Raw genomic sequence first — 18,057 nt, 5'->3', positions numbered from 1 at the left:
GTTAAATTATATTTTCAAATATCATATATTGCTGCAACTTTTAAATTTATATAGGTTAAAAACTTATTTTTATATTTCAATGTTTATTAAGGAATATTATGTGGCTAATTAATATCGCGTTAAGAGATAAGCGTATTTATATATTAATTATTATGGCATTTCTAGGAGGAATGAATCACTCAAGAGCAGACTATAACCCAATAGAAACACTAAGGAATATTGACAACTATTTTTATGAAAACAAATATGGCACATCAATTTTTGGTCGAGTTATAACAGACTATTTTTATTTGGTGATGAAGGAAAATAAGAAAATAATCAATAACGCATTGATAGAGAAAATAAATTATGACCATGCATTAGAAATGCTTCAAGTATTAAAGCGAAAAGAGAGGAAACAACGTACAGGTGAAAAAGTCTCTCATGATATGACTTATAAAGAAGCCGATGAATTACATTATCTGGTTATGTTGCGTAATAAAATACCGGAAGAAGCTTGGGTTTTAGGTGTGGCATTTTCTGTATTAGATAAAAAAGAAAAAGAACATTATTGGCAAAAAATTATGGCGGCTTCTGGATACCGCGGTCATGAATTATCGGTAATATACAGTTTGATGAAAGTGATATTAGAAAAGGAAAAGAAGGCGACTAAGAAACAAAAAGTTATTATTAATAAATGGTATGAGCGAATGAGTAAAATATTGATTTCTGCTAAATCATAGTTTTAATTTAAATAATTTCTATAATTAAATATTATATAAGTATCAAGATGCCAATTATTATGAAATTATATTTTGGTTTGATTCTACCATTATTGTTATTCTCCTGCATTGTTAATGGCGAGAACCGCCTCGGTTTTGTTTGTGGGCAGTTTAATAGGAATATTATCGAAGTTCCTAGTAAGTATGTTTTTCCATTTGCTGAATATGAAGGATATAGCTATTTTGAACCAAGGTTTGTTGAAAACAAAAAAGGGTGTGAGGCTAATTTTAGAATTCTGCCAATGAGGATGTCATGGCCAGACTTAAAACCATTTAGTGAAGTCAGTCATGATGTTAAAATGATAGAAGTCTATGTTGAGCCATTAAATGGAGACCCTGAAAAATATTTTAGTCATAAGAAAAATATATATCTAAATATGGGGGTTATTAAAAGGAAAGGTGAACTATATTATGATGAAGAATTAGAGTTGTATTTTAATGAGGTTTTTATTGAGTCTAAACATATTAATGGTAATAAAGTTTATGTCAATATAATAAAGTATGGTTACTATTGGGATGAAGATAATGGTGAAGTTAATGTTTTAATGGAGTGTTCATGGAGACAGTTAGATGATAGTTATCGGCGTTGTAAATTATTATCATTAATGCCTGAATTTGGTCTTAAATATAGTGTTGCATTTGAATTTTCAAATCTTGTTAATTGGGACGCTATTCAAGACAAGGTCAGACTATTTTTATCTGAATATATTAAAAATTAGGAACTAAAAATATGAATGGTCGTGATCGTAGGCAGGGAGACTTAGAATTAATATCAATAGATTTATCTAATGTTGCCCGAATTTTAATAGTTAGTAAAAATCCAGAGCTTATGTATGGTTAGTTTATTTTAATAGGTGTAAGTATGAGATTTGAACTAATAATTAGTTATATAATTAAATTTACAGTTAATTGTCTTATGCTATTAAGCGCAATAAATAGTTACGCTGATAATCGTCCAGGTTTTGTCTGTGGTCAGTTTAACGGCACGGTTATAGAAGTTCCTGAAAAGTATGCTTTTTCATTTGCTGAATATGAAGGGTATAGCTATTTTGATCCAAGGTTTATTGAAAATAAAGAAGGATGTGATGCTAATTTTAGAGAATTAACATTAATAACGCATTGGCCTTATATGACAAGTGTTGATTTTAAAAAAAATCTCCATTTTGGAATGGAAGAAAAAACAATAAAAATTATATTGAGGCCAATTGGAAAGAAAGATTACTCATTAACACAAAAAATGAGTAATTATTTAAATGCATCATATTTAGGAAAGAGAAGTCATATATTATATGACGATGATTCTGACCTTCAATATGTTGAATATTTTGATGATTATAACGTATCTGAAAGGTTATATAGTGGAAAAAAAACTCAAAAGAAAAGATCTTTTTTTTGGTTCGAAAAAGAAAATGAAGTTATTGCTATCTTAGAATGCTTATGGCTACCATTGGAAAATAAATATTCAAGTTGTAATATGAGTTTTTCAATATTAGAAAAAGGTATACTTGCAGAGATTAAATTTGGTTTTGATAAGTATAACCAATGGAGGGATATAATGAATGAAGTTAAGGTTTTTGTCTTCGGTTTTATTAAGGATGAATATTATGAGTAAAGGTATGGCTAGTTTTTCAATTAATTATAATGATATCGCAAGTTTAAATGTTATTTTATTAGAAAGTAAATTTGCAAATTCTATGGGCGAAGAAAATTTTTCAAGTATACCTAGTGAGGATATTTTTATAATTTAAAATATATTTATTTATTTCAACAGGTGCAAGTATGAAATTTGAAATGATAATTAATTATCTAATTAAATTTACAGTTAATTGTCTTGTGTTATTGATTTCCATAAATAGTTTCGCTGGTAATCGCCCCGGTTTTGTCTGTGGGCAGTTTAATAAGAATATTATAGAAGTTCCTGGCGAGTATGTTTTTCCATTTGCTGAATATGAAGGGTATAGCTATTTTGACCCAAGGTTTATTGAAAATAAAAAAGGGTGTGAGGCTAATTTTAGAGTGCTGCCAATGAGGATGTCATGGTCTAATTTGAAACCATCTAATGAGGTAAGTAATGATGTTAAAATTATAGAAGTTTATGCTGAACCATTAAAAGGAAACCCTGAAAAATATTTGAGTTATAGAAAACACGTGTATTTAGATATGGGGTACCTCAAAAGAAAGGGGGAGTTATATTATGATGAAGAGTTGGATCTTTATTTTACTGAAGTGACTGTAACAATACGAAGAAGTATTGGTCATAAAGATGATATGTATTTTAATAAAAAAGGATATTATTGGAAGGAAATTAATAATGAAGTAATTTTTTTAATTGAGTGTGAATGGTTACCAATTGATGAGAAGTATCATAAGTGTTTTCAATATTTTTTGATTCCAGAAATAGGAACTAAGGTTAAATTTTATTTTGATGCTAAAGAATTATCTAATAGCAATATAATGAGGGAAAAAATACGCATTTTTTTACTCGACCATGTTAAAAATTAGGAGATAATATGAGAGCTCAAGAAATTAGAAAGGGTGATTTAAAGTTAACTCGTAGTGATGTTTCTAATGCAATTAAAATTTTATACGTAACCAAAGAACCAAAGTTGATGTATGAATATTTGGAAAGTAAAGGAGACCGATATGCTAAATTAGCTAATAGTGTGGTTAAAGGTGATTCTCTTTCAGGTGCTTTTGCGCTTAATTATTTAGATGAAGCTATTTTAGAGCATATTGGAGTGCAAGATGAGTTTATAATTGAGCGTATTCGCTATGATATGGCAATAGCTTATGTTCAAACCCTAAAAAATAGATTTGAAGATGGAAAGGATGTAATCTATGGTGATATAAATCACATAGAGGCTAAATTATTTCATAGTAGTGTATTTTCTTATTATAATCTTCCTTCTGATGCATGGACTTTAGAACCTGTATTTTTTGTGTTACCTAGAGAACAAAGAGAGAGTTATTGGCAGAGAGCTTTAAATTCTGTAGGTGATATAGAAAGTGAAATATTATTAAGTATAAATACTAAAGATATAATGTTTAGAGCATTATATGAAGCTCCAGCGCATATGCAGCCTAAAATACATAGTTGGACTAAACGAGTTCTGGATATTGATAATGTAGTAGATGGCGTGGTGGTTACAGCCAAGAAATCTTATCAAAATATTATATCTCATATAGAAGAAGATAATATGGATAGAATAAATACAATTATTTATAATACAGGAAACCCTTTAATTGATAGAGGAACAGAGCGTTTTTCATTTTGGGATTATCCTTCACAACATTTAGAATCATTTCAAGTACAAACAGATTGGCGTGGCCAAACGGAATTTACACATAAAAATCTATTGTCTGAATATTATTTAGAAAGACCTGACTATATATTACCAGAAACAGGCTTATTTGATTCACCATCAGTTAATTATCAACCAGATGTTGCTCATTATGATCGTATGATTGATGATTTAAGGGGAAATATGCCATCAATAAACAACAAGTCAACACCTCCAATTAAGTATCCACACAATATGGTAGATAAATCGATATTGGAAAGCACTTATCCAAAATCCGAACCGAATAGACAATTAGCACCTCGTACAACAAACCTACTTGATAGGTTTAAGGATAATGAAACACCAACAAATTATTATCTAGAACGCCCGAGTGTTGTTCTTCCGGGAACGCCAGGATTTAAAGACTTCCCTACAGATACCATAAGAAATAACCATCATTTTGAAAATATGATTGGCCAGTTAAGAGACAATATGTCATCAATGAACAATTCAATGGACTCATTTGAAGATAAATACTCAATACCCTCAATGCCAAGTATACCTGAATTTAGTTATAGTGGTTATTCTTCTGGAGGATCTTTTAGTTTTAATTAATATTTAAAAAGTCTACTTATAATAAAATAAATTATTTTAGTTATTAGTAAACGAATGGTGATTACTGATGTTTGTTTTTATGTGGGCAATGTGTTTTTTACATAATTGATTTTTAAGATTGTTGGTTTCTAACTTTATGAATAACAAGGATGTATATGAATTATAAATTAATATTTTTGCTTTCAGTTTTTCTTCTCAGTGCTTGCCAAAATCCTCAAGGAAATAATGTAAAATATAATAAAAAGAATATAATTAGTTTTTGTGAAACAAAAGGTGTTAAAACGCCACGTCTTTTCTTTATGCTACAGATGTTATACTTTTCTGAATCTAAGAATTTAATATTTGATAGAAAAAAATTAGTCATTTTTAAGGGTGAAAAAGATAATAACCCAATATTAGAATTCTTAAAGTATCCAAAGGAAGCATTTGTAAGAAAATTTGGCTATGAAGAAGCTATGGTTTTTTATCGTGAGAATTTGAATGAGATGGGAATGCCATACAATGCTTGGATTTTGGCAGATGTTCTGGATGTTGTTAATGAGAGAAACAAAGAGACACTATGGCAACAGTTCATTTTTGTGATGAATAACAACGATCCTGCGAAGGAAGCTAAATTATTCATGGTGCTTTGGTATGCAATGGTAAGGGAGGCTTCCAAACCACCATCAGACAAGCAAATTAAAAGCAAAAGATGGCTGGAGAAAATGAGGCGGATTGCTTTAGTTAATAAGCTAGAGAGAAAGTTAGATTTTATGTTTGAAGAAATGATTAATGATTCAAAGTTTTATAATAAAAGTCGAAAGGAATTATAATGATATCTTTTAAATCCAAATCTAAATCTATTATTACATTAATTTTTATTTTTATAATTTTATCATGTTTAAGCCTTTTAAATAAAGGTCATGCTTTTACTGATAAAGACAATATTCAAAAGGTTAATAATTCGGATGATAAATATCTCAGTATTTTTATTTATCTAGAAAAAGAGTTTTTAAATAATCATATGAAGGCACGGGGTGAGTCATTTACCAGTGAAAAACGGAGTCGGTATCAAAAAGAAGTGAAATTAGCATATGGACGAATTATGAAAAATCGCAAAGAAAGTGATAACATCCCAATTGGTGATATTACACATCAAGAATTTATTCAAATAAAAAAAGAAGCGATGTTAAATTCAGGAATTCCTTATGAAGGTTGGTTGTTCAAAGATGTATTTGAAGTATTATCTATAGATAAACAGAATAAAATCATAGGGAAACTATTAAATAGTTTTTCTAATAAATCACGTAATGGTGAATCAGCGTTATTTGCTAGCATTTGGTTAGACATGAAAGAAGAAGCCGCGCAATCTGCATCGATAAAACAGCAACAAAGCCAAGCTTGGCTAGAAAAAATGCGGAAGATCCCTTTAGTTATTACATTAGAAGAGACGATAAATGAAACAGAGAAATTGTTTAATGAATTCACTTACTAGGGCATATATTAATCAAAACTAGTGAGTCCTATTATGGATGGCCACTTTGCAGGTAAATGGTTTTGTGAACAAGATTAAAGTTCTAATAGCAACTATACGGTTATTACTGTTTATTCAAGCTCCCAGCAATAACCGTTATATTTAAATAAATATAAAATTAATCTAAATAAGCTAATTCAATATTTTGGCAACCCAGTGCCTGTAATGTATTTTCGGTAACATACCAATGTTTGATAATTGCATCTTGCTTTTCAACAAACTTAGCTTGGTCGATGGCGTGAATATCTTTACCTGCAAGGTTAATCATAATTAAAGCGGCTTGCAGTGGCGGTAAACTTGGGTTGAATGCGGCATTTTCTGCGTAGCGGCCTGTAAACAGTGAGCCATCTTTTAACTGTAACGCAATACCTGAATGAGATTGACTATAAGGTGCATGAGATTGGTTTGCAGCCTCAATTGCGGCACTTAATAACCGGTCACGGCTTTGGTTTTTATAGCCATGGTCAACAGGGTCGAGTAGTAAAGTAGTAATGTTTAAGTCAGACGGCCCAAATGAGTCGGGTAAATAGTGGTGTAGTACTGCGGGTGTGCGGCCTGGTAAATTCACCATAATTTTACCACCTTCACGTAATTCATTCATAAATTGGCGGCAGTGGCCACAAGGTGTGTAATTCACGGTAATTGAGGTAATCTGCGTTTCACCTTTCATCCAAGAGTGTGTCACTGCACACTGTTCTGCATGGATCACTTGGCCCATTGATACATGGCTAAATTCCATATTGGCACCAAAATACAAGTTACCACTTGCCCCACGAGCGATTGCACCCACGTTAAAATGGGAAATAGGCGTAACGGCATAGGCAGCAGCGAAAGGCAATAATGCAAAGGCTAACTCAGCGTCGTCTACACTTGTTTCAGCTTTAATCTGTTCAACTTGCTCAGCCGTTAACACGCCTTGGAAATCAGATTTATCAATGATAGGTCTAAGTACTGACTGTAACTTTTCTGGAAGCTCGGCCCAAGCGGCCTTAAATCTTGAATGCATGAGTTACTCTCCCTATTTAATTGTTTTTATTCTATTCAATAACACGTAGAACTATATGTGATCATTATCACTATTTTAAATGAAATGTATGAAACATATTCTTTTGTTGTGAGATATATCTCATGTTTTATCAGTGTGTGAATGAGTAAGAGGCTAATGGACTCCTCTTACTCATATGCTTGATTTTTGGCTCAGTGAATTAAGCTTAGCTAAAAAGGTGTAAAATGACAGGAAATACAAATGGGGCAATAAGTGAGGTGATAACCCCACAGGTCATTAATGCAAGGGAACTATAAGCACCTTCAATGTAATTCACTTCGGCACAGCGGGCAGTGCCTAGGGCGTGGGAAGCAGTTCCCATCGCGAGCCCTCTTGAGGCGTGGGTTCGTACACGCAGTACATCAAATAAGCTATGGCCAAACATGGCGCCTAAGATCCCAACAAACAACACGCAAGCGGCACTAATCGCAGGGATCCCACCAACAGAATCAGCGACAGCCATCGCAATAGGGGTAGTTACCGATTTAGGTAAAATAGAACCCGCTATATCCGGGGTTGCCCCCAACCATAATGCGATGGCAGCACCGCTGAACATGGCCACTAAACTACCTGCAAAACAAATGCTTAATAAAGATTTCCACTGGGCTCGAATTTGGTGCATTTGTTCGTAAAGTGGAAAAGCGAGCGCAACGACTGCGGGTTGTAGTAAATCATTGAGTATTTTGCTACCTGCAAAATAGTGCTCATAAGAAGTATTTGTGACGACCAATAGTGCAATCAATACCGCAATAGTAATTAATAGTGGGTTTAAAATCGGTAACTTAAATGTGGTCGACAACTTACGAGCCAAATAAAACACCACAATAGTCAGCGGCAATGACCACCAAATATGTTCTAACATTATTCATTCCCCTTAGTTTTATCATTATTAATGACCGAAGAAATTGGGTCTTCGGGGGGTAAAGGAACGTCATCAGGTTGAGCCCCAACGACAGGGCGTTCCTTATGAATATAGTTGGAACTGATGGCGACAACGACCATAACGATTAAGGTACTAACCACACAGGAAACGATAATAGGAACCATTTGTTGGCTAATTAATTCATAGTAATTCATTATGCCAACACCAATAGGAACAAACAGGATGGTCATGTTTTTCAACAAAATGCTGCAACCGGGTTGTGCCCACTTCGCGGGGATAATTTGTAACGCAAGCAATATGAATAAAATTAACATGCCGACAATGCTGCCGGGGATGGAGAATGGAAGTAGTGTTGAGATAAGGTTTCCAATAATCAGGCAAAGGTAGAGTATTGCGAAAGCTCGCAAATACTGCCATCCCGTTATCAGTACCTGTTTAAATGACATGAGATTGGTCCTGTAATGTAATATCTATTCATCATACAATTAACTTTATTATTGTGCTACCGATCACAATAAAAAGCCAATAAAAAATGGAGAGTCTTTAACCCTCCATTTTTGATGAATAGCAACTCAATTTAATGCGTTGTTATTTAACTTGCATACCGGGCTGTGCGCCACTGTCAGGGCTGAGTAAGAAGATATCTTTACCGCCAGGGCCAGCAGCCATTACCATGCCTTCAGAAACACCGAAACGCATTTTACGTGGTGCGAGGTTGGCAACCATCACCGTCAAACGACCTTCTAATGCTTTAGGGTCTGGATAAGCGGAGCTAATGCCAGAAAATACTTGGCGCGTTTCACCGCCAATATCCAATTGTAATTTCAGCAGCTTGTCTGAACCTTCAACAAAATCAGCTTGCTTGATTAATGCAATTCGCAGGTCAATTTTCGCAAAATCATCAAAAGTGATGGTTTCTTGAATTGGGTCGTCAGCGAGTGGCCCTGTAAGTTGTTGTACTGGTTTAATGCTCTCTTTTGAAGCTTCAACCATTGCATCCACTTTTGCCATTTCAATGCGGTTAAACAGCGCTTTGAACGGGGCGACGCTGTGGTTCAATAATGGGGTACTAATCGCATCCCATGACAGTTCACTATTTAAGAAGGCTTCAGCACGCTCAGTGAGGCCGGGTAAAACAGGTTTCAGGTAAGTCATTAGAACACGGAACAAATTAATGCCCATTGAGCAAATATCTTGCAGTTCTTGATCTTTACCTTCTTGTTTTGCCACAACCCAAGGGGCTTTTTCATCAACATAGCGGTTTGCGATATCGGCTAATGCCATAATTTCACGGATCGCTTTGTTATACTCACGATTGCTGAAATCTTCGCCAATAACGTTAGCAGCATCAATAAATTGTTGGTATAGCTCAGGCTCAGCCAGATTTGCCGATAATTTGCCATTGAAGCGTTTAGCAATAAAGCCCGCATTACGTGATGCCAAGTTAACCACTTTATTGACGATGTCGCTGTTGACGCGCTGTACGAAATCTTCCAAATTGAAATCGATATCATCAATACGAGAAGACAGTTTTGCGGCATAGTAATAGCGCAAGCAGTCAGCATCTAAATGATCTAAATACGAACGGGCGGTAATGAATGTTCCGCGAGATTTAGACATTTTTGCACCGTTGACGGTGACATAACCATGCACAAATAGATTTGTCGGTTTACGGTACTGGCTACCTTCTAACATAGCGGGCCAGAACAGGCTGTGGAAATAGACGATATCTTTACCAATGAAATGATAAAGGTCAGTTTTCGAATCTTTATTCCAAAACTCGTCAAAGTCGAGGTCGCCGCGTTTGTCACACAGGTTTTTAAAGGAGCCCATGTAACCGATAGGGGCATCTAACCAGACATAGAAATATTTACCTGGCGCATCTGGAATTTCAAAACCGAAATAAGGTGCATCACGGGTGATATCCCATTGTTGTAGGCCTGATTCGAACCATTCTTGCATTTTGTTGGCGACTTGTTCTTGTAATGCGCCTGAGCGAGTCCACGCTTGAAGCATGTCGCTAAATGCAGGAAGATCAAAGAAAAAGTGTTCTGAATCACGCATGACAGGTGTGGCGCCAGAAATCACTGAACGTGGGTTAATCAGCTCTGTTGGGCTATAGGTTGCGCTACACACTTCACAGTTATCACCGTATTGATCTTCGGCTTTACATTTTGGACAAGTGCCTTTAACGAAGCGATCCGGTAAAAACATGCCTTTTTCTGGGTCGAAAAGCTGTGAAATAGTGCGGTTTTTAATAAAACCGTTATTTTTTAGTTTCCCGTAAATCAGCTCTGATAAAACTTTGTTTTCTTCACTGTGTGTGGAGTGGTAGTTATCATAACTAATGGCGAAACCAGCAAAATCGTTCTGATGCTCTTGATTCACTGCCGCAATCATCTCTTCTGGCGTTACGCCAAGCTGTTGAGCTTTAAGCATGATTGGCGTTCCGTGCGCGTCATCGGCACAGATAAAGTGAACCTCTTTGCCGCGCATTCGCTGATAACGGACCCAAATATCAGCCTGAATGTGTTCCAGGATATGACCAAGATGGATTGAACCGTTAGCATAGGGTAACGCACAGGTTACCAGTAATTTATTCGCGACTTGAGACATAGTAACTTTCTTACTTCCATTATTTGAAAAGGGTCTTTGATGTTAACCGATCAAAACCATCGCTGCTAGGGGTATAAAATATTAATTGGAAATTTGTTTGAAAAAGAATTTTTACCTCTTCGTGGCTTTTCCTATCTCGATATAATAACTTTCTTCTTGTTCTCTGTTATGATTAATCTCAGTCAAAGTATATCCGCCCAATTTTCTGTAACTTATTCTAGGATATACATAGTTCAAAAATATAAATAAAGGAGCCGGGATGAACGATAAATCCCCCGAGCAGAACAAACCAGAACTGCTGACTGAACAAGTCTCCAAAGTTTTGGCTTCATTTACACACCCAACACTGCAACGTAATTTGGTTTCTATCAAAGCGTTACATCATTGTGCAATGTTGGACAACGTGCTGCATGTCGAATTAGTAATGCCATTCGTTTGGAAAGGGCCGTTTCAAACTTTAATTAGTGAAAAAACCGCTGAATTAAAGCAACAAACAGGGGCTCATGCTGTTGAATGGAAACTGCGCCATGATATCACCACATTAAAACGTGCGAATGATTTGCCGGGTATTAATGGTGTTCGTAATATCTTAGCCGTCAGTTCAGGTAAAGGTGGTGTTGGTAAATCCAGTACTTCTGTGAACTTAGCGCTCGCGCTGGCGCAAGAAGGGGCAAAAGTCGGTATCTTGGATGCGGATATTTACGGCCCATCAATTCCAAACATGTTAGGCACTACCTTAGAGCGCCCAACCTCTCCAGATGGTCAGCACATGGCGCCAATTATGGCGTATGGCTTGGCAACCAACTCCATCGGTTACTTAGTAACGGATGACAACGCCATGGTTTGGCGTGGCCCAATGGCAAGTAAAGCATTAATGCAAATGCTACAGGACACGTTATGGCCTGATTTGGATTACTTAGTTATCGATATGCCACCAGGAACAGGTGACATCCAATTAACACTTTCCCAAAACATCCCTGTAACAGGGGCGGTGGTGGTGACAACACCACAAGATATCGCCTTGGTTGATGCCATGAAAGGCATCGTGATGTTTAAGAAAGTCAATGTCCCAGTACTGGGTGTCGTTGAAAACATGAGCGCGCATATTTGCAGTAATTGTGGCCATGTTGAGCCAATTTTCGGTACCGGTGGTGCTGAGAAATTAGCCGAGAAATACCATACTAAATTATTGGGGCAGGTGCCTCTGCATATCTCTTTACGTGAAGACCTTGACCGTGGCCAGCCTACTGTCATGCGTGATCCAGAAGGTGAATTTGCAGATATCTACCGTGAAATTGCTTCAGGTATTTCAGCCTTGATGTATTGGGAAGGGGATAAGATCCCAACAGAAATTTCTTTCCGTGCCGTTTAACTGGTTGCAGCTTAATTAGTTATAGAGCAAAAAGGCTATTTAGTTTTACCACTAGATAGCCTTATTTATTGTTGATGCTTTTCTTTACTAAACACGTTTCTTTTAATCTTCTATTTTTCTGAATTGTTCGTGGAACATTTCTTTATTGAGTCATGTTCGCGTAGAATAGCCACATCTTTTATTTAATCAGTTTTCTTTCTACGGGTAACCCGAAAAGGTGACTATGAAATTTTTAATTTTTATTGTTGTCGTGGTGCTGATCGTTATTTATTTTTATAACCGTATCGTTGCATTGCGAGAAGCTGTTATTTCGAGTGAAACAGAGATTTCAGTTCAATTAGATCGTCGTGGAAAAGTATTTGATAGCTTATTAGCAACAGTTAAAAAATATTTAAGCCATGAAACCGAAGTGTTCAGTAAAATTACTGAGCTACGGACGCAAGCACAAAATGCGACAGGGGATAAAGCCCGTGAAGCCGAAGATGCGCTTTCAAAAATGGTGACAAGTGGGGCGATTAATGTCGCAGTTGAAGCTTATCCTGAGCTAAAATCTGATGCCATTATGGCAAATTTACAAGAAGAAATTGTTTCTTCAGAAAATAAATTGTCATTTGCTAAACGTGGTTATAACCGTTCATTAGAAACTTATAATGCGTATATTGCTTCTATGCCAGCAGCGCTAATTGTTGGCATTATTCCTAGCTTAAAAATTTCAAAGGAATATTGGCGTCTTGATGAAGAAACCATTAAGACTGAGGAATCTCGTCGTATTAATTTCGATTAAAAAGCGCTTAGCCTTTGAAGTGATAAATCATCGGAATGCCTTATGGTGTTCCGATATTTTATGAGCGGTAGATAACAGGTCACATTATGGATTTTAGAAACGTCATTCGTAAAAATAATATTCGTACACGTTTGGTGGTGATGAGCTATATTTTTTTAATGCTAATCATTGGCTTACTGGCTGATGTTGCAACGCATCCAAATGAGCAATTGGATTTAGTCGATAATGCAATGATGTTTGTGACATTCCATGAATTACCTATCGCTACTTTTATTGTTTTAGGCTTAACTTTCCTTGGGTTAGTTTATATTCATTTTAGAGGCCATAAAATGATGTTAGCAGGGATGAATGCCAGAGAAATCACCCAAGAAAATGCGAACAGTCCCCAAGAGAAGCAACTTTTCAATATTATTGAAGAATTAAGTTTAAGTGCCAGTTTAGGCTATATTCCCCGTTTATATATTTTAGAAACGGATGAACCGAATGCTTTTGCCGCAGGATGGAATAATCGAAATGCACTTGTGGGAGTGACAAGAGGCTTATTGCAAACGCTTAATCGACAAGAGGTTCAAGCGGTTCTTGCTCATGAAGTTGGCCATATTATTCATGGTGATTCGAAATTAACCTTGTATGTTGGCATTTTGGCCAACGTGATTTTAACCGTGACTAATTTATTTAGTCAGATTTTTATTCGTACGGCAGGGCGCAGCCGCAATAATGCCGCGAATAAAGCGCAAATGATCCTATTAGTTCTGAATTTTGTTTTACCGTGGATAACACAAATCCTCTATTTTTATTTATCTCGTACCCGTGAATATATGGCAGATGCCGCAGCGGTGGATTTGACCTCAGATAACCAAGCCATGATAAGCGCACTGAAAAAAATCTCAGGTAACCATGAAACCCATGAATATGATAACAGCACGACTGGGCAAGCTTACCGAAAAGCCGCTTATATTTTTAATAAAGGGGATTCTGTGTTTTCAACCCACCCCTCGATTGAAAATCGCATTGCAGTATTAGAAGGAAAAAAACAGTTTTAGTGTATAAATGACATTTTGTACGCTTTGATTTACGGCATTTCCTCTCAAATGGGTGTTTTTTTAGCGAACTTTGTTGAGGTATGCTGGAACAACACGCCATTACCCCCTATAATTCCGCCAACATGACATTTTACTGTTGTGTATTTTCATTTCTAATATTCAACCAGGTTATCATTTTATGACTGACATAGCGCATCACTGTACCATTGTAGGTATATCGGGAGCCTCTGCATCTGGCAAAAGCTTAATTGCAAGCACGTTATACCGTGAGTTAAGAGAACAGGTCGGTGATCATAATATCGGTGTTATTCCAGAAGATTGCTATTACAAAGACCAAACCGAGATCCCAATGGAAGAACGCCTTAAGGTAAATTATGACCATCCCAACTCGATGGACCACAGTTTGCTTTATGAACATCTTAAATCACTGAAAAGTGGTCAAGCAGTAGAAATTCCACAATACGACTATGTCGCTCATACACGAAAACAAAAAACCATCACGTTTAAACCTAAAAAAGTCATTATCATTGAAGGTATCTTGTTATTAACAGATAAACGTTTACGTGGTGAAATGGATTTTTCTATTTTCGTTGATACACCGCTCGATATTTGCTTGATGCGCCGTATTAAACGTGATGTAAATGAAAGGGGCAGAACGCTTGATTCCGTTATTGACCAATATAATAAAACGGTTCGCCCAATGTTTTTGCAATTTATTGAGCCATCAAAGCAATATGCCGATATCATTGTACCGCGCGGGGGGAAAAACCGTGTAGCGATTGATATCTTGAAAGCGAAAATTGGCGAATTCTGTCAAGATTAAACCGCGCAGAAATTAAAATAATGAAGGGGGAAACAACCATGCGTCTTTGTGACCGCGATATTATTCAATGGATGGATGATGGTAAATTAGTGATTAGCCCACGCCCACCAGTTGAACGAATCAATGGTGCAACTGCAGATGTTCGTTTAGGAAATCAATTCCGCGTTTTTCGAGGACACACGGCTGCATTTATTGACCTTAGTGGCCCTAAAGATGAGGTTAATGCGGCATTAGATCGCGTCATGAGCGATGAAATTGTTCTTGATGAAGATGAGCCATTTTTTCTGCACCCAGGAGAATTAGCACTTGCAGTGACGCTTGAGTCTGTTACGCTCCCTGATAACCTTGTAGGTTGGTTAGATGGGCGTTCTTCATTAGCGAGATTAGGTTTGATGGTGCACGTAACCGCACATCGAATTGACCCCGGCTGGCATGGTCAAATCGTGCTAGAATTCTACAATTCAGGTAAATTGCCGTTAGCGTTGCGTCCTGGTATGGTGATTGGTGCTTTAAGCTTTGAGCCGTTATCTGGTAGTGCTGATCGCCCCTATAATAGCCGGCAAGATGCTAAATATAAAAACCAACAAGGTGCTGTTGGTAGCCGTATCAGCGAAGACTGATAACCGGTGAACTTTGCGGAAATTGTTGCGTTTTAATGGATATTAAATAGGTAATTTCCGCCCATTTTCAGGGATAGGTGTGAGTTCATTTTTGTGGCGAGCGCAAGCGGAATTAAAGAGAGGGAAGGATGAAACGTTTTTTGACGACACTGATTATTTTACTTGTGGTGATTGTCGCTGGGCTAACAACACTTGTAATGCTAGTGAACCCGAACGATTTTCGTCATTATCTTGTTGAACAAGTAGAGAAAAAAAGTGGTTATCAACTCGAGTTCAACGGCGACATGCGTTGGCATGTATGGCCAACTTTAAGCATTATTACTGGGCCAGTTTCCCTTACCGCACCGAATGCCGCTAAGCCTATTCTAAGTGCCGATAATATGCGTTTAGATGTTGAATTATGGCCACTTATTTCCCATAAGCTTTCTGTTGAGCAAATTGTTATCGATGGCGCTGTTATCCGAAAAACGCCAGAGAGCGAAATCCAAACTCACCATAACGCTCCTGTAGCACCAGGTGGTGCGCCGACAGCAGCGGCTTCACAAGAGAAAAGTAGCTGGTTATTAGATATAGAAAAAATTAATATTTCTAATAGTTTAGTTATTTGGCAAACAGCTAAAGATGAATTTAACCTGCGTAATATTGATTTATCACTGAAGAAAAATGATAAAAATCAGGTAGCGGTTAAATTCAGTGGAAATCTGAATAAAAACCAACAAGAGTTTGTATTTAATTTACGTGCGGATGTTAACTTATCCGATATTAATCAAAAAATTAGTGGGGCGTTAACTCAATTCGACTATAAATTGAGTGGTGTCGATTTACCTGAAAGTGGGATTGAAGGGCAAATAACGGGTGATTTTCTATATACCAAAGGGAAGGTGGAAAGTGCGAGTTTAAGCAAGCTGGCAATAACGGCCAATGAAAGCGCCTTATCAGGGGATGCCAGTATCCAATTAACAGACACACCGCAAATTGTTATTAAACTAGCCGCAGATAAACTGGATTTAGATAACTTATTAGGCACCGCTTCGGCAAATATTAATTCAGAAATAGAAACGAATAATAACCGTGTTGGTGTTAAACCTGTGATTTCAGGCTCTAATCCTCAGCAGTATGACTTATCAGGGTTAAAGACTTTTACCGCGAATATTAGCCTAGGGATAAATCATTTGATTTATCGTGGAATGATAGTAAACGACGTCATTTTTGAGGCGCAGAACCAAACACCACGCCTGACCGTTTCAAAATTACAAGGCAAAGCCTTTGGTGGTGATTTTTCATTGCCTGTGACGTTTAATTACAGCTCAACGCCTGCTTATGTTTCAGCAAAACCAGATCTAAAAAATATCGACCTAACACCGTTATTAAATGCTTTCAATATGCCACAAAAACTAAGCGGGGTTATTTCACTCAATGCTGCGTTATCCGGTGTTGGTTATGACGATTATGCAGTGAAAAACCAGTGGCAAGGGCCGGTTAATTTTGAACTAAGAAACGCAAAATTACAGGGGCTGAATATTCCGCTATTAATTCAGCAATCCGTTTCCAGAGTAACCAATAAGATTAATGCACCCGTCAATTCGGGAAATTTCACTGAGGTTGATTCCTTCACTGTGACAGGAAAATTAAATAAAGGTAATTTGAATATTTCCTCTATGAATGCGGTCTCACCCTTAGTTAACATTAGCGGACAAGGTCGGATGAATATTCCTAATGAAACCATTGATGTCAATTTAGGGGTTAATATTTCTAATGGATGGGGCGGTGATTCACGTTTAGTTCAACAGTTGCAAGCTATGACTATTCCTCTGCGAATTTATGGCAGCTGGCACAATTTAAAATACCAATTAGATGTGGAAAAACTACTGCGTAATGAGTTACGGACGCAAGCTAAAGAAGCTATTGGTAACTTCCTAAAGAAAGAAGAAAATAAAGGGCTCAATGATTTATTGAATTCATTGTGAAGATAAATTTATGCTTCATATATGAATAGTATAAAAATGGAGCCGCTTAAAATAAGTGGCTCCATTTGATGGTAATAATTTATAATTCAAATTTGGATAGTGTTTTTTTGCCCATCAGAAGGTTATCATGTTTTTCACTATTATCTATGTAAGTTTGGTGAGTCTGATTCATTCTGACATTATCTTGTTTTTTTAACTTTGCTATCTGAGCCTCCACGTTTTTTACTTGACCTGGTGCACGATCGAGTGTTTTTTGCTTCGAACTATGATGCTTGTATGAAGAGCTATTTAACAGCTTTTGATATTTAAAGATGTCTTTTTGTATAGTATCTAATCTGTCCCCAAAATCTTTGATATTATCCTTAGAGAATGCCCCATTTTCTTTGTTGTTTTTAAAATCGTTAATTTTTGAAGTAATATCACTTAACAGCTTTGTAATGGCATTATTCAGTTGTTTAACATCTTTTTTATTAACGGTTTTTTCTGATGTAGTAACAGGACATTTTTGATTATTGTTACTAACGTTGTTAGTATGTCCACTTATACCTTTCGATGAATTACTTGTATTTCTATTTACATTCTGGATATTTGTATTTTGTTGAGGAGTTTTAATTTTCATAACATGGCCTTTATTAAAGTTAATTGTATTTTACTGGTCGAATTATTCAGTGTTTCAATGTTATTATCTTTAATAAAACGCTACTGTTTTTATTGTTAATGGTTAAAGGGATAAT

Annotated in this window: 19 protein-coding genes; 14 read left to right on the top strand and 5 right to left on the bottom strand. The window is 36.3% G+C overall.

Annotated features, from left to right (window positions below; translation table 11 throughout):
• Positions 1-98: 98 nt before the first annotated feature.
• From PR809_RS09660 to PR809_RS09625, 8 genes are all read left to right on the top strand, one after another.
• Positions 99-722, top strand: coding sequence for a hypothetical protein (locus PR809_RS09660; protein ID WP_206275895.1), 624 nt, complete (start codon positions 99-101; stop codon positions 720-722).
• A gap of 59 nt (positions 723-781) precedes the next feature.
• Positions 782-1,480 (top strand): hypothetical protein, encoded by a 699-nt coding sequence (locus PR809_RS09655; protein WP_206275894.1) that lies wholly within the window; start codon positions 782-784, stop codon positions 1,478-1,480.
• 143 nt (positions 1,481-1,623) lie between these two features.
• Complete coding sequence (locus tag PR809_RS09650; RefSeq protein WP_195698369.1) at positions 1,624-2,373, top strand: hypothetical protein; 750 nt, start codon at positions 1,624-1,626, stop codon at positions 2,371-2,373.
• Positions 2,366-2,509, top strand: a complete 144-nt coding sequence (locus PR809_RS09645; protein WP_206275893.1) for a hypothetical protein — start codon at positions 2,366-2,368, stop codon at positions 2,507-2,509. The genes PR809_RS09650 and PR809_RS09645 overlap by 8 nt, the downstream gene beginning before the upstream one ends.
• A gap of 31 nt (positions 2,510-2,540) precedes the next feature.
• On the top strand, positions 2,541-3,263 hold the full coding sequence (locus PR809_RS09640; protein WP_272524518.1) for a hypothetical protein: 723 nt from the start codon (positions 2,541-2,543) through the stop codon (positions 3,261-3,263).
• 8 nt (positions 3,264-3,271) lie between these two features.
• Positions 3,272-4,657 (top strand): serine protease, encoded by a 1,386-nt coding sequence (locus PR809_RS09635; RefSeq protein ID WP_206277138.1) that lies wholly within the window; start codon positions 3,272-3,274, stop codon positions 4,655-4,657.
• 155 nt (positions 4,658-4,812) lie between these two features.
• The gene (locus PR809_RS09630; RefSeq protein ID WP_272524517.1) at positions 4,813-5,469 is read left to right on the top strand and encodes a hypothetical protein; all 657 of its coding nucleotides are present in this window, start codon (positions 4,813-4,815) and stop codon (positions 5,467-5,469) included.
• The gene (locus tag PR809_RS09625) at positions 5,469-6,131 is read left to right on the top strand and encodes a hypothetical protein (protein WP_272524516.1); all 663 of its coding nucleotides are present in this window, start codon (positions 5,469-5,471) and stop codon (positions 6,129-6,131) included. The genes PR809_RS09630 and PR809_RS09625 overlap by 1 nt, the downstream gene beginning before the upstream one ends.
• 157 nt (positions 6,132-6,288) lie before the next feature.
• Here the strand turns inward: PR809_RS09625 and cdd are convergent, their stop codons facing one another.
• The 4 genes from cdd to metG form a co-directional block, all read right to left on the bottom strand.
• Positions 6,289-7,176 carry a cytidine deaminase gene (gene cdd, locus PR809_RS09620; protein WP_102138397.1) on the bottom strand — a complete coding sequence of 296 codons (888 nt, stop codon included), beginning with the start codon at positions 7,174-7,176 and terminating at the stop codon, positions 6,289-6,291.
• A gap of 205 nt (positions 7,177-7,381) precedes the next feature.
• A complete protein-coding gene (locus tag PR809_RS09615; protein WP_195698373.1) occupies positions 7,382-8,077 on the bottom strand; it encodes a CidB/LrgB family autolysis modulator in 696 nt (231 codons plus the stop codon).
• Positions 8,077-8,544, bottom strand: a complete 468-nt coding sequence (locus tag PR809_RS09610) for a CidA/LrgA family protein (RefSeq protein WP_166266438.1) — start codon at positions 8,542-8,544, stop codon at positions 8,077-8,079. The genes PR809_RS09615 and PR809_RS09610 overlap by 1 nt, the downstream gene beginning before the upstream one ends.
• A 142-nt stretch (positions 8,545-8,686) precedes the next feature.
• Positions 8,687-10,714 carry a methionine--tRNA ligase gene (gene metG, locus PR809_RS09605; protein ID WP_206276551.1) on the bottom strand — a complete coding sequence of 676 codons (2,028 nt, stop codon included), beginning with the start codon at positions 10,712-10,714 and terminating at the stop codon, positions 8,687-8,689.
• Positions 10,715-10,973: 259 nt separating this feature from the next.
• Between metG and apbC the strand changes: the two genes are divergently transcribed.
• The 6 genes from apbC to asmA all read left to right on the top strand — a co-directional run bounded on the left by apbC (position 10,974) and on the right by asmA (position 17,323).
• Positions 10,974-12,086 carry an iron-sulfur cluster carrier protein ApbC gene (gene apbC / locus PR809_RS09600; RefSeq protein WP_102138401.1) on the top strand — a complete coding sequence of 371 codons (1,113 nt, stop codon included), beginning with the start codon at positions 10,974-10,976 and terminating at the stop codon, positions 12,084-12,086.
• Between the two features lie 223 nt (positions 12,087-12,309).
• A complete protein-coding gene (locus tag PR809_RS09595) occupies positions 12,310-12,870 on the top strand; it encodes a LemA family protein (protein ID WP_004909264.1) in 561 nt (186 codons plus the stop codon).
• Between the two features lie 86 nt (positions 12,871-12,956).
• Positions 12,957-13,913, top strand: coding sequence for a zinc metalloprotease HtpX (gene htpX / locus PR809_RS09590; RefSeq protein ID WP_102138402.1), 957 nt, complete (start codon positions 12,957-12,959; stop codon positions 13,911-13,913).
• Between the two features lie 178 nt (positions 13,914-14,091).
• The gene (udk, locus tag PR809_RS09585; protein WP_102138403.1) at positions 14,092-14,736 is read left to right on the top strand and encodes a uridine kinase; all 645 of its coding nucleotides are present in this window, start codon (positions 14,092-14,094) and stop codon (positions 14,734-14,736) included.
• A 38-nt stretch (positions 14,737-14,774) separates the two neighbouring features.
• Positions 14,775-15,356: a dCTP deaminase gene (gene dcd, locus PR809_RS09580; RefSeq protein WP_004909269.1), complete on the top strand. Its 582-nt coding sequence runs from the start codon at positions 14,775-14,777 to the stop codon at positions 15,354-15,356.
• Between the two features lie 128 nt (positions 15,357-15,484).
• Positions 15,485-17,323: an outer membrane assembly protein AsmA gene (gene asmA / locus PR809_RS09575; RefSeq protein ID WP_166266444.1), complete on the top strand. Its 1,839-nt coding sequence runs from the start codon at positions 15,485-15,487 to the stop codon at positions 17,321-17,323.
• Positions 17,324-17,402: 79 nt separating this feature from the next.
• Here asmA and PR809_RS09570 read toward each other — a convergent pair whose 3' ends face one another.
• Positions 17,403-17,942, bottom strand: a complete 540-nt coding sequence (locus PR809_RS09570; RefSeq protein ID WP_102138405.1) for a hypothetical protein — start codon at positions 17,940-17,942, stop codon at positions 17,403-17,405.
• Positions 17,943-18,057 lie beyond the last annotated feature (115 nt).

Origin of the sequence: Providencia sp. PROV201 (assembly GCF_028479545.1) — a bacterium.
GTDB lineage: Bacteria > Pseudomonadota > Gammaproteobacteria > Enterobacterales > Enterobacteriaceae > Providencia > Providencia huaxiensis.
Note: the sequence above shows the minus strand (reverse complement) of the source record. Positions and strands in the feature narration are given on the sequence as shown.

Bases quoted from the DNA above. Each gene is read 5' to 3' on its own strand.
- PR809_RS09610 (WP_166266438.1), bottom strand. From the start codon at position 8,544: ATGTCATTTAAACAGGTACTGATAACGGGATGGCAGTATTTGCGAGCT.
- PR809_RS09570 (WP_102138405.1), bottom strand. From the start codon at position 17,942: ATGAAAATTAAAACTCCTCAACAAAATACAAATATCCAGAATGTAAAT.
- apbC (WP_102138401.1), top strand. From the start codon at position 10,974: ATGAACGATAAATCCCCCGAGCAGAACAAACCAGAACTGCTGACTGAA.
- PR809_RS09655 (WP_206275894.1), top strand. From the start codon at position 782: ATGAAATTATATTTTGGTTTGATTCTACCATTATTGTTATTCTCCTGC.
- PR809_RS09660 (WP_206275895.1), top strand. From the start codon at position 99: ATGTGGCTAATTAATATCGCGTTAAGAGATAAGCGTATTTATATATTA.
- PR809_RS09645 (WP_206275893.1), top strand. From the start codon at position 2,366: ATGAGTAAAGGTATGGCTAGTTTTTCAATTAATTATAATGATATCGCA.
- PR809_RS09650 (WP_195698369.1), top strand. From the start codon at position 1,624: ATGAGATTTGAACTAATAATTAGTTATATAATTAAATTTACAGTTAAT.
- metG (WP_206276551.1), bottom strand. From the start codon at position 10,714: ATGTCTCAAGTCGCGAATAAATTACTGGTAACCTGTGCGTTACCCTAT.
- PR809_RS09615 (WP_195698373.1), bottom strand. From the start codon at position 8,077: ATGTTAGAACATATTTGGTGGTCATTGCCGCTGACTATTGTGGTGTTT.
- PR809_RS09640 (WP_272524518.1), top strand. From the start codon at position 2,541: ATGAAATTTGAAATGATAATTAATTATCTAATTAAATTTACAGTTAAT.
- htpX (WP_102138402.1), top strand. From the start codon at position 12,957: ATGGATTTTAGAAACGTCATTCGTAAAAATAATATTCGTACACGTTTG.
- dcd (WP_004909269.1), top strand. From the start codon at position 14,775: ATGCGTCTTTGTGACCGCGATATTATTCAATGGATGGATGATGGTAAA.
- asmA (WP_166266444.1), top strand. From the start codon at position 15,485: ATGAAACGTTTTTTGACGACACTGATTATTTTACTTGTGGTGATTGTC.
- udk (WP_102138403.1), top strand. From the start codon at position 14,092: ATGACTGACATAGCGCATCACTGTACCATTGTAGGTATATCGGGAGCC.
- PR809_RS09625 (WP_272524516.1), top strand. From the start codon at position 5,469: ATGATATCTTTTAAATCCAAATCTAAATCTATTATTACATTAATTTTT.
- PR809_RS09630 (WP_272524517.1), top strand. From the start codon at position 4,813: ATGAATTATAAATTAATATTTTTGCTTTCAGTTTTTCTTCTCAGTGCT.
- cdd (WP_102138397.1), bottom strand. From the start codon at position 7,176: ATGCATTCAAGATTTAAGGCCGCTTGGGCCGAGCTTCCAGAAAAGTTA.
- PR809_RS09635 (WP_206277138.1), top strand. From the start codon at position 3,272: ATGAGAGCTCAAGAAATTAGAAAGGGTGATTTAAAGTTAACTCGTAGT.
- PR809_RS09595 (WP_004909264.1), top strand. From the start codon at position 12,310: ATGAAATTTTTAATTTTTATTGTTGTCGTGGTGCTGATCGTTATTTAT.